Source organism: Pseudobdellovibrio sp. HCB154 (assembly GCF_046267985.1).
Taxonomy (GTDB): Bacteria; Bdellovibrionota; Bdellovibrionia; order Bdellovibrionales; family Bdellovibrionaceae; genus Pseudobdellovibrio.
Map to the genome: position 1 here is coordinate 3,060,136 of NZ_CP176530.1, position 14,945 is coordinate 3,075,080.

Genomic DNA, 14,945 nt, shown 5'->3' on the forward strand with positions numbered 1-14,945 from the left:
AGTCGTATCTGCTAACGATGGACCTGATGAACAATCTGCATCAGCCGAGCAATAAAGTCTTTACTCTAAATTGAATAAGTTTTATCTCTATACTCCTGAAAAAAGTAACTAAAAACCCTGCACAAAGGAACCACTAAAATGTCGGGCAAAGAAATCACGTTGAAGGATCTAAAAGATCTGAACAAAGACACGTTAGACAATATCGCAAAACGCGCGCACTACTTAGCGACGCAAATGATTTTCCAAGCGAACATCCGCGAAAAAGATAAAGGCGATCCAAAAATCGGCGGTCACCAATCCGCTTCAGCTTCTGCTTTACATATCATGGGTGCTTTACACTTAATCGTAAAATCTGGTTTTGACCACATCGCGAATAAACCGCATGCGTCTCCAACAGATCACTCGTACAACTACCTTTTAGATTTATTTTTAAAATCTGATTTTTCAAAATTATCTGAAGAAGAAAAAAACACAGCGATGATGGGTTTACGTAAGTATTCGAAAAACGGCGAACCGGTTTTCCAATCTTACCACTCAACATACGATTCTGATCACCATAACTTCTTCCCGTCTGGCACGGTGGGCATTCCACCAGTTCAAGCCGGTTACATGGCTTTAGCGTACCGCTTCGCTAAAGAACATAACTACGATGTACCAGATGCTCACTTCTGGGCTTTATCAGGTGATTCTGAATTCCGTGAAGGTTCAATGTATGAAGCAGTTCCAGATTTCGCTGAACGTGAAATCGGAAACTTAACTTGGATGGTGGATTACAACCGTCAATCGTTAGACGGCCACCGTATCGTGAATCAAAAAATCATGGAAGGCACTGATGCTGACCGTATCGAAAAATCAATGGCTGCGAACGGCTGGGAAGTTATCCAAGTACGTCACGGTTCTAAACGTTTAGCTTTATTTAAAAAAGCTGGCGGCGATGCTTTCAAAAAATTCTTAGAGCACGAATTATTCGATTACGAATTACAAGCGTTCTTATTAATGCATGATCCGAAAGCTTTAAAAGCGGCGATGACAAAAGATCATCCGCAAATCAAAAAATTCTTAGACGGAGTTTCTGGCGAAGAATTATACGAAGGCTTACGCGATTTCGGTGGTCACGATATGATTCAACTTGCTGAAGCGATGTTGAAATCAAAAGAATCAAAACGTAAACCAACTATCATCATCGTTCACACGTTAAAAGGCTGGGGCTTAAAAATGGCCGCACAACCTGGTAACCACTCAGCTTTAAATAACCAAGAAGAGATGGACGAATTAAAAGCAAAACAAGGTATCAAAGGCGAAACATTATTCGCTGGTTTTGACGCTAAAACTCCAGAAGCTAAATACTTAGCGGCTCGTGGTGAAAAATTATATTCTGAAATCAAAGCGCAAAATGCTTTAAAAGAAAAAAATAAAAATTTCTTCGCGCAAGAGTTTGAAAAACTTGGTGGCTTTCCAGAAAAATTAGACATCAACACAAAAATGGCCAGCTACCCGCACACACAATGGATGCTTGGTCAGTTAACAGCGAAACTTACTCGTATCGCTAATGCTGATGTTTCTAAATTAAATGACTTCGAGAAAAAATGGAAAACTGCTGGTGAATTGTTCATGACAATGGCTCCAGACGTAGGAACATCAACGAACTTAAATCCAGCGATGGATGGTAAAATCTTCGGTGCTCCGACTGTAACAGACGTTGAAGCTGAATTCGGCGTTAAAGATACAAAACTTCCTGACTTAGTTCCTGGCGAAGAAGAATCAGATCGTTTCTTACGTTTTGAAATCGCTGAAGGTAACGTTATGTCATGCGTGGGTTCGTTCGGTCGTATCCGCGACACATTAGGCGTTCCAGTAATGCCATTAATGACTGTTTACGATTTCTTTATCAAACGTGCTCTAGATCAGTATTTCTACAACTTATACTGGAAATCATCTTTCATCTGCGTGGGTACTCCGTCAGGTGTAACTTTATCTCCAGAAGGTGCGCAACATGGTTGGAAGTCTGACTTCCAAATCCCTGGTCAAATCACTTGGGAGCCGTTCTTCTGTTTAGAACTTGATTGGATTCTTTGTGAAACATTCAAGCGTCACTTGTTATTAGACAACGCTGGCCGTAACGGAACTCTTTTACGTTTAGTGACTCGTGGTGCTGAACAAAAAGATATGAACAAGTACTTAAATAAACAATTACGTTTCAAAGCTAACCCTGAGTCGAAATTAGCTCGTGCTGAGTTCCCAGTAGCTGGTGGCGTAAATGAAGAAGAAGTAGCGGCTAAATCTGAAGCTGAAATTCACTCTGTTATCAGAGAAGAAGTTTTAAAGGGCGCATATTATTTAATCGACTACCGTGGTTACGCTGGTTACGAACCAGGTGATAACGTTGTAAATATCTTCTCAATGGGTTCATTAACAACTGAAGCGATCAAAGCTTCAGAAGATTTATTATCCCGTGGTATTTACGCAAACGTGATCGTTGTAACTTCACCTGATTTATTATGCGGTATTTTAGCTCATGAAAATGACTACAATTACTTACGTAACGAATTAGGAGTCACTTCTGATCTATACTTAAACCGTCAAGGTGACGTAGGCTCTGCTGATCTAGTGATGGCTTCAGGCCGTCGCGTACCTATCGTGTCAGTTCACGATGGTGAGCCAGGCTTACTTGATAACTTAGGTTCTATCGTAGGTGTAAGACACGAGTCATGCGCCGTACGCAAACACTCTAAGTGCGGTCGCCCAGTTGAAATCTACCACTTCCATCAAATCGATGCAGAAGCGGTTGTTGAAGCTTGCGGTAAAGTCTTATCTGAAACAGCTTTAGAAAAAGTGATCGTTAACAAACAAACGATGGAAGAAACAGCTCAAGCTACAGCAGCCGGCGAACAACGCCCGCACTGGACAGAGCTATGGCCTTCTAAAACACAAAATCAAAAGCACTAGGATTTATTAGTCATGCAATTTCCTGATGGCGGTGAATTATTTAAAGCGGCAGAGAAAAAATCAGAGCATCTGGTTTTCTTTGCCCACTTTTTTAAAGGCCATAAAAAAGCCTTACGCCGCCATATTGATTTAGTGAACGAACTTGGCTTTGATGCTTACGCGTTCAATCTTAAAGACGATTTAAAAGATCACAAGTACGTGCCCTACTCTCAAATTTCTAAAAAATTTGGCATGAAGCACGTCTTGGCTGATCAAATCGGTCATCATTTAAATTTACTCACTGATTATAAAACTAAAATTATTTTTGCTTTCTCAAACGTAGCGGGCTGTGCGATTGAAGCCCACACGCGCCGTTTAAAAGAAGGTGTAAACGATGTGGTTGCGATGGTTTGCGATAGCGGCCCTGGCGCTGGAAACTTTTTTCAGTCGTCGTATATGCTTTTACAAGAACAAATCGGTGTCGAGTCTTTACCCTTAAAACTTTTAGGCACCCCGGCCGTCGCTTTTGGTTGGAGCCCGAAATTAAATTCAGATATCCGTCACGATTTAGATAGTTTTCCTGAAGGATTTCCGATTCTATCTATCCGCGGCTGGCGCGATCGTTTGATCACCCCGATGGATATCGATAAAGTTTTTGATCACCACAAAAATTTAAATTGGAAGAAGTTATCACTTCCTGAAGCCGGGCATTTAAATGGCCTGCGCGATTTTCCAAGCGAGTACAAACCCGCTGTCGAAGATTTTTTGAATCAGTTTAGACATTAAGAATTTCAGTTAAATTTAATGTGCTGCGATAGCATGGCTTTTGCAAATGTGCTGGCTTTACTCGGAGAAAGCACATGCACAAAATAAAATTTTTAGTCGTCTTATTAACATCAATCGCAGCTTCTAACTTTTCTTTGGCTGGCCCTATCGTCAATAAATTAGGAAAAAATCCCTTCAATACGCAAATTGCTGGGCTTGTAGAAGCAAGTTTAGGGTCTTGGTCACAATCAGATTCACTAAATCCAGCCGTCGCTTTTTATCAAACGTTTCCAGCGCACGCGATGTTACCATTAGATGATGTGTCTTTTGTGCCCCGCTCGAATGATACTGATTCGGTCGTCTTGACTGACTATGTGGCGATTGGCGCCCAGTCTGCCGCAGGTTCAGCTATTGGCTTACGTATGGCCTTTGCGCCGCAAGAATCACGCGTGAAAGTTTCTCAGTCATTAGCAGAAAGTGGCCTGATTAAAACTGGTGATATCATTGTATCAACGCGACCGTTCTTTGCTAACTCGTTACAGTATTTAGCGCTGCAACTGTTAAACACGCATAACTCTGTGGCTGTGGTGGTTAACGAAAATGGTAAAAAATTAGTTTATAATATTGATATGCCGATGGATAACGACATGCTGGGTGGTGCGGCTTTAGGTTTTGGTCGATCAGTCATCGATTCTCCGCATTTTACCAAAGACAATAAAAATACAATCGTTCATATTCTGCGCCCACGATTAACTTCAAACCAACAAGCCAACCTGCAAAAATGGTTAGAACGATCTTTAAAAGTAGCGCGTGCTAAAAAAGTTTATCCAGAATTATTTTCATTTAACAAAGATTATAATAATCCAACTTATAAAAGTAATGGCGATATTTCATTCGTGGCCGATGTCGGTCGTGTTCTTTTAGATCAAAAAATGCAAGCCCACAAACATATCAAAATGTATTGCTCTGAATTTTCATGGGTGATGTTATCATTGATTGATTGTAATCCCGATACGGCTTCAGAAGATTTCAAAAAAACAAAAACTCCTTCTTGCGTAAAAGAATATTTTAAACCAATGCAAATGTTCGGCTCTGTCTTTAGTGGTGGTAAAGCTTCAGAGCAAGATTTATACGGTATGAGTGACGGCATTCCGATGTTGATCGCACAAACCGGAGCCTCAGCGCAAACAAGCACAGAGCTTATTGATTTCGCTTTGCCAGGTACCGATCGTGATGCTGACGGTTTATCAAGCGGTCATAAACAGGTCGCCGCAACAATGGCGCCATTGATCAAAAAAGCTAATCCGTATTTTAAGTTAATTTTAACTCAGAACCATTCACAGATTGACGATGCCCGCGCAAAGTTAAATCCAGCAGCGCCAAGAAACTATTCGCCGACAGCTTTTTCAGTGCTGGCAGCAATGCCAGACACTTTGAATGGCGATAAAATTCGTCAAAAGAAGTTCGACTACGTGGCCACGGTAAAATATTTGCCCAAAGCTAAATTAAAAGATTTACAGTCGAAATAGCGAGCCGCTTTATTAAAGCGACTTGTTATTATTCTTACCCAAAGCTTCAACTTCAAACTGCTTAACAAGCTCACGTAAACTATCAGCTTGGGTCATCAGTTCATTTGAAACATCAGAAGTTTTTTCAGCCGAAGCGGCGTTTAAATTCGTCGCTTTGTCTAACTGGCTCATGGCAATAGTAATACCTTCAACGCCTTTTTCTTGCTCTTCAGCGGCTAAGCAAATATCGGCCATCAAACGATCGACCTCATTCACGTTATGCACCACTTGATCAAGAATTTCGCCGCAGCGTTTAGCGATTTCGCTGCCCGCTTCGACTTTTTCTGTACCGTTTCTGACACTGCTCTCAACTCTTGATTTTGTCAGATCAACGATATTTTGTACGCGCTGAACACTTTTTTCTAACATATCAGTAATTTCTTTAGCCGCATTACCGCTGACATTCGCCAGGCTTCCAACTTCTTCAGCTACAACCGCAAAACCTTTTCCGTTTTCACCGGCACGAGCGGCTTCAACCGAAGCATTGAAAGAAAGAAGCTTCGTTTGAAACACGATATCAAAAATAACTTTTGTTTTCGTTTGGATTTGCGCAATCACTTCAACAATTTCAGCGATCTGTTTATTGCTCTCATCAACCTGGGCCATCAACATACGATTACTTTCATCAATATCTTTAATTGCACCAATCATTTGTTCAACTGAACGTTTACCTTCTAACGCAATACTATGGCTACTTTTTGAAACGCCCATTGAATTGCGTGCCCCATCTGTACCTTTAGCTGTCATAGCACGGATTTCATCAAGTGTGGCCATAGTTTCTTGAATAGCTGAAGCTTGTTCACTGCACGCCGATGAAACTTCAGTTGATGAAGCTGCTAGCGTGGAACTTTGCGTAGCCGCATCGTCGACTGAACTATTTAGTTTATTAATTATGTTCTCAATCGGTTTAGCAATATAGTAAAAAAGAATTAAGCCGATCACGACCAGTAAAAGCACTGTCATTCCGAAGCTTAATCCACCGCTAGAACCAACCATCGCCGCATTTGCGGCCATTTGTTTTTTGATCGGAACTTCAACTTCTAAAACTCCACGCACATCACCGATTTTCCAATCTTTAAACGGAGACTGTGGATGCGAGTTATGGCACTGAACGCAAGACTGAGCCACCATCTTATCTGCGACGGCGACACGGACAATTTCTGCTTCAGATTTTAAATCCACACGACTAAAAACTTTATCAGGATTTTTTTTGAAATACTCTAGGGCGTCTTTTGAAAATTGATCTAACACACGGTCTTTTCTGTTCGGAAACGGAAAATCACTGTAAAGTTTAAGTTTCATTCCCGATTTTGCATCAGCAAATTTCTGGCTTAAGTCATGAATCATTGTCGCCGGAAGCGGAACTGTGTTTGGATCATCTTTGTGTTGAACACCGACCTGTAAAGTTGTTTGTTCTTTAATTTTTTTGACAACATTCTCAGTATAGTAAGCGCGCAACATTTTAAATTGCTCGATCGTGCCCGTTGCAAATTCGACTGAAGAATCGACCACCGTTTTTTCTGCAGCTTTATTTAAATAGAAAATATTAATTCCGGTACTCACAGGTAAGACGATAAGAATAGGAATAACCACTTTGCCGAAAAAACCCAATTTTTTATAAGACTGCAATAACACGAAAGACTCCCTGACCATCTTGGCTCTAGACCCCCCATTTCGGTGGGGGTTACTCGAAGCAACAGGTCGGGATTATTAAGACATTGTGAATTGACTGCATTTTAACAGCCACTAAACGCCTTCGATAGTTTTGACGTTTGTTACTGTTTATTTATCTCGGCATCGCGAGCAGATTGTCTCAAATAGGTATTCACGCGCAGATAATCTTTTTCTTGTTCGTCCTGCATCGTCGGGCCTGATTCTTTCATCGGTAAAACATCATGCGATTGAATGTTTTTTGTCGAAATCAAATAGTACCATTGCGATGTCGGAGCCACATGTGAACTGTAATCCACTAAATCGATACCACTTTCTTCAAAGATAATTAAATTTATACCACTACGACATTTTGGTAACAACTTAGCAAATTTCTTCCTATCAGCTTTAATCATATTTTCTGCTAGAGATGCTCTGTCAGACAAAATTTTATTCGAAATCGATTTAGAATTTTCTTTAAGCCAGAATGTTAAAAGATTTTTTCCATAATTAGCTGACGTATAGGGATTTAAAGCGATGTAGAGCACCGTGTTTTCTATATTTGTCCACCCACTCATGTTAAGGCTTTCACCGCGTTTAGCGCGCTCACGTTGATAGGTGAGTAAATCAGGGTAACCAAAACCTTCACTCGGGTGTAAAAAGTTTTGCACTAAAAATTCTGAATTCGTATAGTGATAAAGCGGATAACCTTTGTCGTGTCTTTTTGAAATTGCTGAGATATCAACAGCTACACTTTGCACATACTGGCTCGAAAGATTTTCGCCCTCTTGATAAAGCTTTACGATTTGATTGACACATTCTTGGCCTAGTTCAGCTGCGTAAGAGGCACGAGTTTCTGAATTTAAAATAGCTTGGCGGTATGACTCATCCTTAGCCTGCGCTAATGAAGCAAAGGCTAAAAACAACAATAGTAATACACCTGTTAAGGATTTTGACATTCCTAACTCCTATAAGCGAGCCCTCTGCAGCAGAGACTCTGCTTAAGAGTTATTACAATTGGCGTTCCGTAAAATTATTTACGAATGGCGACGATTAAACCTTCTTCGGTCGGTACAAACGAAGCTTTGAAATTAGAATCCGCGAAAACATCGCTGGTCATGTCTTTCACGGTAGCGATTTGTTTATCACTGAACTTCTGTTTTGAAGTGTCTCCCCAAACAGAGCCAGCTAAAAACACATTGTCGATGAGAATCATTCCGCCGGAACGGATATTACTTTTTGCCCACATCCAGTAATCTTTATAGGCCGCTTTATTACCATCAATAAAGATCGCATCGAAGGGTCCTTGAGCGGATAACTTCGGTAACTCCTCACGAGCATCGCCGGCCACGATCACCGCCTGACCGCGGTCGATCCAAGGCTTTAAAGCTTGGCTTGAAAGCTCGATATGCTCAACAGACTTTTCAAGCGTATAAACTATGCCATCTTGTTGTAATGATTGAAGAAAATACTGACAAGAAAGCCCTGTTAGGGTGCCAATTTCAACCACTTTTTTAGGTTTAATTAAACTTACTAAAAATCCCATTAAGTGGGCTTCTGTTTGAGAAACCGAGATGCCCCCAAGGCCTAATTGATCAGCGAATTTGCGTGAAAGCTGCATCTGTTCGTTCTCAGGGCCGTAACAATTTTCAATGTATTCGTACGAGGGCTGTTTATCGTGTCTCATGCCCTATTGTTTACGTCGAAAAAATAGGATTTTCAATTGCTGATCAATAGGCAAACCATTATAACTGTCAGCATGTCTGAAACATTACTAGAAGTTACAAATTTGCGTACTCGTTACAAAACAGATGATGGTGTTATTTTTCCGGTAGATGACATCTCTTTCCGCGTGAAAAAGGGCCAAACCTTAGGCATCGTGGGCGAATCTGGTTGTGGTAAATCTCAAACTGCTCTTTCAATTATGCGTCTTATCCAAAAGCCAGGCGAAATCGTTTCTGGTGACGTGCAATTCAAAGGCGATAGTTTATTAAAAAAATCTGATGCGGAAATGCGCGACATTTTAGGAAATAAAATCGCGATGATTTTCCAAGAGCCGATGACTTCGTTAAATCCGGTATACACTATCGGTGACCAAATCGAAGAAAGCATCAGACTTCACCAAAAAGGTTTGAACAAAGCTCAGATCAAAGACAAAGCGATCGACATGTTAAAACTTGTTGGTATTCCTGCTGCTGAAAAACGTTACCATGAATACCCGCACCAATTATCAGGTGGTATGCGCCAACGTGTAATGATCGCTATGGCGATGAGCTGCACGCCGCAATTATTAATCGCGGATGAACCAACAACAGCACTTGATGTAACTATCCAAGCGCAGATCTTAGATTTAATGCGCAAAGTACAAAAAGAATTTGATGCCGGTATGATTCTTATCACGCATGACTTAGGCGTTGTGGCAGAAATGTGCCAAGACGTTTTAGTTATGTACGCTGGTAAAGTTATTGAATACGGAACCGTAGAAGATATTTTCTACCGTCCTAAACATCCGTACACTAGAGGCTTGTTAGACTCAGTTCCACACTTCGAGACTGGTTCTCGTATGAAACAATTAAATACAATTCCTGGGTTAGTTCCTAGTTTATACAAACTTCCGACAGGCTGCCGTTTTCAAGAACGTTGTAAGTTCGCCCAAGACGATTGCCGTCGTGCTGAACCAAACTTAGAAAACTTACGTGGCATTCACAAAGTGGCTTGTTACCACCCGGTTCAATCTGAAGGAAATAACTAATCATGTCTGAACAATCTTTATTAAAAGTAGAACACGTTGTTAAGCACTTCCCGATTCACGGCGGATTATTTTCTCGCCAGGTAGCTTCGGTAAAAGCGGTATCTGATATTTCTTTCGAGTTAAAAAAAGGCGAAACACTTGGTTTAGTGGGTGAATCTGGTTGCGGTAAATCAACATTAGGCCGCTGCTTAATCCGCTTAATTGAACCAACATCTGGTAAAATCTTTTTTAACGGCGAAGACATCACGACAGTTGATAACAATCGCATGCGCGATTTACGTCGCAAAATGCAAATCATTTTCCAAGATCCGTATGCTTCATTAAATCCACGTATGACAATCGGTGCGATTTTAGAAGAGCCGTTAGTGATTCACAATCTTTACCCTGATGAAAAAGCCCGTAAAGAACGCGTACAAGAATTAATTAAATTAGTTGGTTTACGCCCTGAACACTTATCTCGTTACCCACATGAATTCTCAGGTGGTCAGCGTCAACGTGTTGGTATCGCACGCGCTTTAGCGGTAAATCCAGAAATCATTATCTGTGATGAGCCAGTTTCTGCTTTAGACGTATCTATCCAAGCCCAAGTGATCAACTTACTTATGGAGTTACAACAAAAGCTTGGTTTAACTTACATCTTCATCGCCCATGACTTAAAAGTTGTAGAACACGTTTCTACAAAAGTAGCGGTCATGTACTTAGGTCAAATCGTTGAGATGGCTGAAGCTGATGAATTATATAAAAACCCTCAACACCCTTACACAAAAGCTTTATTATCTGCGATTCCAATCCCAGATCCTAAGCCACGCCCAGAGCGCATCATCTTAACTGGTGACGTTCCATCGCCAATCGCGCCGCCGCCAGGTTGTTATTTCAACCCACGCTGCCCGATGGCTTCTGCTGAATGTAAAATGACGAAGCCTGAATTGGTTGAAAAATCAAAAGGTCACTTTGTTAGCTGCTTAAAGGTGTAATGTGAAATTGTTTTTATCTTTAATCGCTTTGATTTCTTTTGTTGCAACAGCGCACGCTGAAGAAACGTTATCTGAAAAAGCTGAAGCTGTTGCTAAAAGCGTAGTTCGCGAAGTTAAAAAAGGTGCGAACCGCGCAGAAGAAGCGGCTTGCGGTAAATTAACTGGCGATAGCCAGGCAGCCTGCCTTGCTAAAAAGGCTAAAAACCGCGTTTCTGAAACGGCAGATGCCGTTACAGATAAAGCCACTGAAATTAAAAAATCAGCCGACTAACAAAACACGATTTAATATAGTTTTCCCTCGAGAAAACGCTAATTGTCTCAGTAAAAACCACGAACTGTCTTAAGTTGAGAAACCAAGATAATTCGTGGTTTTCGCATTTTGAGCCCTGATATTCTAAACACTGGGTCATATAGGGAGCTACTCAATGGGACGTATTTTTGCAAAAATCCAATTCGCATTCATCACAGTTTTGTTATTCTCGCTTAACACATTTGCCGGAGGCGCAATCGCCGGTAAAGTGACGATCGTTAAAGGCCAAGTCTTTATCGTTCGCAGTGGTGAAAAAATCCAAGTTAAAAAAGACACTACGGTTTTAGAATCAGATGTGATCGAATCGCAAGCTGGCGGTACAGCCCGTATTACAATGATCGATTCAAACCTTGTTGACGTTTACCCTAAGTCAAAAGTTGAAATTGCAAAATACGTTTATAAACCTAACCAAGATCAAAAAGATGTCGAACTGAAAGTTGATTTCGGTAAAATCAAATCAACTGTTAATCAAAAATATGATGGCGCTAAAAATAAGTTCCAAGTTAAAACTCCGTCAGCCGTAGCCGGTGTGCGCGGAACAGTTTTCACGGCTGAATACGATCTGGCTAGAAAAGTTTCTAAAGTTGTAACTATCGAAGGTTTAGTGGCGGTAACAAAAATTATCGATCGCGAAAGACAAACACCTCCGGTATTTGTACGCCCTGACCAAGTTGTTAAAGTTGATGCTGAACAGGCCAAAACTGAACAACCTCGTGATTTAAAATCGGATGAGCGTGAAGAACGCAAAAAAGAAGATAAAGATTTAGGTTACCAATACGATCCGAAAAAAGAACCAACACCAGGTGAAGGTCCATCTTCTAAAAATGAATCACCAGTTCCAGATAAAAATGTTGAGCGCCCTGTAAAAGAACTACCTTCTGTGGCAGAAGACCGCCCTACTCCGCCGGTTAAAGAAATTCAACCTGTGAAAGAGATCATCAAAGAAGTTCAAGTGCGCGAACCAGTGCGCGAGACTCCGCCAATTAAAGAAATCAGCGCTCGAGAACCTGTTAAATCTGATAAAGAAGAACGTCGCGAGCGACCACAAACTTTACGTGATGCGATTAAAGATACTGTGAAAAATGCGTCTGAGCGTCGTCAAGAACGTCAAGCTGAACAACAAGAAAAACGCCAAACAGCTTCTGAAGATCAGCAAGCCAAAAAGCAAAAACAATCTGAAGACGAACAGGCTAAAAAACAGAAACAGTTAGAAGAAGAACAATCTCGCAAGCAAAAGCAGTCTGAAGAAGAGCAAGCTAAAAAACAAAAGCAGATGGAAGAAGAACAGACTCGTAAGCAAAAACAGTCTGAAGAAGAACAATCTAAAAAACAAAAGCAAATGGAAGAAGAGCAAGCTCGTAAGCAGAAACAATCTGAAGAAGAGCAGGCTAAAAAGCAAAAGCAAATGGAAGAAATGTTAGCTGCAAAACGCAAACATGCCGAAGAAGCTCAAGCTAAACGTGAAGAAGAACAGAAAAAACGTGCTGAAGAACAACAAGCCCGCAGAGCTGAATTAGCTCGCCGCTTGGCTGAAATCGCAAAGCGTGCTGAAACAGTGATTAGACTTCCGTCTGGAACTACTGGCGGATCAACAACGCCAACATCACCGATTAATACAATTATCCCGAAACAATAATTTTATTATGAGTGGACTTACTCGTCTTTAGGTAAGTCCAGTTCCTTTTTGCGATGATCATCTCTAACGCCTTATGATAAATTTTAAGGGTGAGGCATTTCATCTTTGTATTTCTTCTGATTCACTGTGTTTCAAACACAGCGCACGCGATTAATTTAAAATATATTAATGGCCTATACCTGCATAAAAACTGCGAATACTTTGCCCGTGAATTAAAAGACAACTGGAGCGAAGTTCCCGACGAAGAGAAAAACGATTACTTAGCTAAGCTTGCTGACTGCTCTGTGGACCGTGGCCAATTAGAATTTGCTGAATCACTTTTTAATAACTTAGATCGTAAAAACTATAAGTCTTCAATTCTAAGCCAAGCGAAAGCTAAGCTTGATCTTTCACGCAGTGATTTTAAACGTATCACTGACGATTACGAAGCTAAAAAACCCAAAAAAGCGACGTTTCAATATTACATTTACGTAGCCCAAAGTTACTACGAACAAGAAGACTACGATTCTTCACTTAAAGTTTTAAGCTATATCAGTCCAAGCAAGCTTACACCTTATCAAAAAAATATTATTCGCTACTGGAAAGCCAAAAACTATTTCTTAAAAGACGAATATGAAAAAACAAGTTACTTCTTAGATCTTGTCTTAGATGACGAAGAAGAAACTGGTTGGGTAAAAGATGCTTCACAGGTTTTAAAAAACGCTGTGGTGGCCAAATACCGCCCATTTCGTGCGGTTTTATACCTTAATGCCACGTACGACACGAATACCAATAAACAATCTATCGCTAACAGCATCAGCGAAGATGAAGTTCCAAGTTCATATATCATTGATGGCACTTACCGTATTAACCCATCATTTGATTTTTACTTATTAAAAAACCGCACGACAAAAAGATACATCAATGTTGATTTGAGCTTTGCCTGGTCTAGCAAAGAAACGGCGAACGAATCTGAAACTTATTCTATTAAATACAGAAACTCACAAAAAACCAGTTCACGAAATACTTTTTCGTGGGATCTTGGCCTTTCTAAATCACAAACAGAATTTAAAGATTCAGCCAACGATGGATTCGTTCGTTTAGGCCTATTTCACCTTATCACAGACGATAAATTTGCGACGGTGACTTACCGTTTTGCGCGCAATTTGGATTTCGGCTATAAAACAAGTCACACGGTAGCTTTATCATTATTCTCGGTTTACGACACCCAACTTATTTACGGAACAATTTCACAAAGCCAAACATTCGACCATGCGGCTAATTATGAATTTGACGGTGTAAATGCCCCTTCTGCCGTCTATGGAACTGTATTTGGTAATTACGGAACAACAAGTATTGATCTGGCTCACAGTATTGATTTTACCGACGTACATTCGCTGCGCACACAGCTTTCATATTCAAACACGTCTTACCAAGCTGAAAACTTACCGGCTGGATCAGAATCATTAACAAATTCTTTCGGTAAACGCAGCGATCAAACTTATAGTGCTTCTTTAATTTATGCAAATCGCTGGGATGCTGAAACTAACGTCGAACTTTTTGCAACGGCGATCAGAGGCACAAGCAGTGGCCACCAAGGTTATTTTTACGGTGGAACATTCAGCCACAAAAACTATACAGCTAACCAATTTGGTATCAATGTCGATTGGACCTACGAATAAGGAGCCTTGGCTATGAACGAACAAGTTAAATGGTGTTTTTACGACCCTGAGACAAAAACAAAAACAGCCAATCTAGCTACCGACGAAGCGCAAATGACAATTTTAAAAATGCGCCCTAAAGACATCAACAGCTTTTATTTCTCAAGAAGCGATGAAAGCTCGTGGAAGCCTTTAAAAATGTTAATGACTTCAAGCGCTTCACCTTTTTCTGGCTTAGCGCTGTTAACAAATATGACTGATAAATCTGAACCGGCTAAGATCAATACAAAACTTAAAATGCAGCCAGTGGATCAAAATACGCAAGATGAAATCGAACGCACCTTTACCAACTCGTGCATTGATGCGCAAAAAACTTTAGCTGTTTCTAATTTTAAAAAACCTAAAGCTAAAACAATTGATCTGGTAGTGATGAATAAACAAGGCATGATCTTCAGAGCTTCGGCTGTTAACCCTACACCTGAAGGCTCTTTATGTGACAAAGTTATCCCCACGCATTTCCACAATAGTGTTGTTGAAGTAGTTATTATTAATTCTCAAGCAACGAACAAATATTTTGAAAAAATTAAAATCAGCGGAAAAGTTGTTACCACAGGTAACGGCCAGTATTTAGAGTTTATTTGTTCGTCGCAGGCTTTACGCGGGCAACTGATTGAAAGTCTAAATTTCTGCGAAAACAACTCTCACCGTAAAACAGCGGTATAACT

General features: G+C 40.6%; 12 protein-coding genes. 9 read left to right on the forward strand and 3 right to left on the reverse strand.

Translation table 11 applies throughout. The features are described 5' to 3' along the window. Nucleotides 1–138 precede the first annotated feature (138 nt). The 3 genes from ACKWCF_RS14530 (at nt 139) to ACKWCF_RS14540 (ending at nt 5,219) form a co-directional block, all read left to right on the forward strand. On the forward strand, nt 139–2,946 hold the full coding sequence (locus tag ACKWCF_RS14530) for a pyruvate dehydrogenase (RefSeq protein ID WP_409478326.1): 2,808 nt from the start codon (nt 139–141) through the stop codon (nt 2,944–2,946). A 12-nt stretch (nt 2,947–2,958) separates the two neighbouring features. After that, nucleotides 2,959–3,711, forward strand: coding sequence for a hypothetical protein (locus ACKWCF_RS14535; RefSeq protein ID WP_409478327.1), 753 nt, complete (start codon nt 2,959–2,961; stop codon nt 3,709–3,711). A gap of 74 nt (nt 3,712–3,785) precedes the next feature. Continuing rightward, a complete protein-coding gene (locus ACKWCF_RS14540) occupies nt 3,786–5,219 on the forward strand; it encodes a hypothetical protein (protein WP_409478328.1) in 1,434 nt (477 codons plus the stop codon). Between the two features lie 12 nt (nt 5,220–5,231). Here the strand turns inward: ACKWCF_RS14540 and ACKWCF_RS14545 are convergent, their stop codons facing one another. From ACKWCF_RS14545 to ACKWCF_RS14555, 3 genes are all read right to left on the reverse strand, one after another. Beyond that, nucleotides 5,232–6,893 (reverse strand): methyl-accepting chemotaxis protein, encoded by a 1,662-nt coding sequence (locus ACKWCF_RS14545; RefSeq protein ID WP_409478329.1) that lies wholly within the window; start codon nt 6,891–6,893, stop codon nt 5,232–5,234. A gap of 140 nt (nt 6,894–7,033) precedes the next feature. Further along, entirely contained in the window at nt 7,034–7,867 is an 834-nt protein-coding gene (locus tag ACKWCF_RS14550; protein WP_409478330.1) for a hypothetical protein, read from the reverse strand. Nucleotides 7,868–7,941: 74 nt separating this feature from the next. Beyond that, complete coding sequence (locus ACKWCF_RS14555) at nt 7,942–8,595, reverse strand: O-methyltransferase (protein ID WP_409478331.1); 654 nt, start codon at nt 8,593–8,595, stop codon at nt 7,942–7,944. 72 nt (nt 8,596–8,667) lie between these two features. Between ACKWCF_RS14555 and ACKWCF_RS14560 the strand changes: the two genes are divergently transcribed. The 6 genes from ACKWCF_RS14560 (at nt 8,668) to ACKWCF_RS14585 (ending at nt 14,943) form a co-directional block, all read left to right on the forward strand. Beyond that, nucleotides 8,668–9,660, forward strand: a complete 993-nt coding sequence (locus ACKWCF_RS14560) for an ABC transporter ATP-binding protein (RefSeq protein WP_409478332.1) — start codon at nt 8,668–8,670, stop codon at nt 9,658–9,660. Nucleotides 9,661–9,662: 2 nt separating this feature from the next. Then, nucleotides 9,663–10,634, forward strand: coding sequence for an ABC transporter ATP-binding protein (locus tag ACKWCF_RS14565; RefSeq protein WP_409478333.1), 972 nt, complete (start codon nt 9,663–9,665; stop codon nt 10,632–10,634). Nucleotide 10,635: 1 nt separating this feature from the next. Then, entirely contained in the window at nt 10,636–10,905 is a 270-nt protein-coding gene (locus tag ACKWCF_RS14570) for a hypothetical protein (RefSeq protein ID WP_409478334.1), read from the forward strand. A 154-nt stretch (nt 10,906–11,059) separates the two neighbouring features. Continuing rightward, the gene (locus tag ACKWCF_RS14575; RefSeq protein WP_409478335.1) at nt 11,060–12,580 is read left to right on the forward strand and encodes a FecR domain-containing protein; all 1,521 of its coding nucleotides are present in this window, start codon (nt 11,060–11,062) and stop codon (nt 12,578–12,580) included. Between the two features lie 89 nt (nt 12,581–12,669). Further along, complete coding sequence (locus ACKWCF_RS14580) at nt 12,670–14,241, forward strand: tetratricopeptide repeat protein (RefSeq protein ID WP_409478336.1); 1,572 nt, start codon at nt 12,670–12,672, stop codon at nt 14,239–14,241. A gap of 12 nt (nt 14,242–14,253) precedes the next feature. Then, nucleotides 14,254–14,943, forward strand: a complete 690-nt coding sequence (locus ACKWCF_RS14585) for a hypothetical protein (protein ID WP_409478337.1) — start codon at nt 14,254–14,256, stop codon at nt 14,941–14,943. Nucleotides 14,944–14,945: the final 2 nt, after the last annotated feature.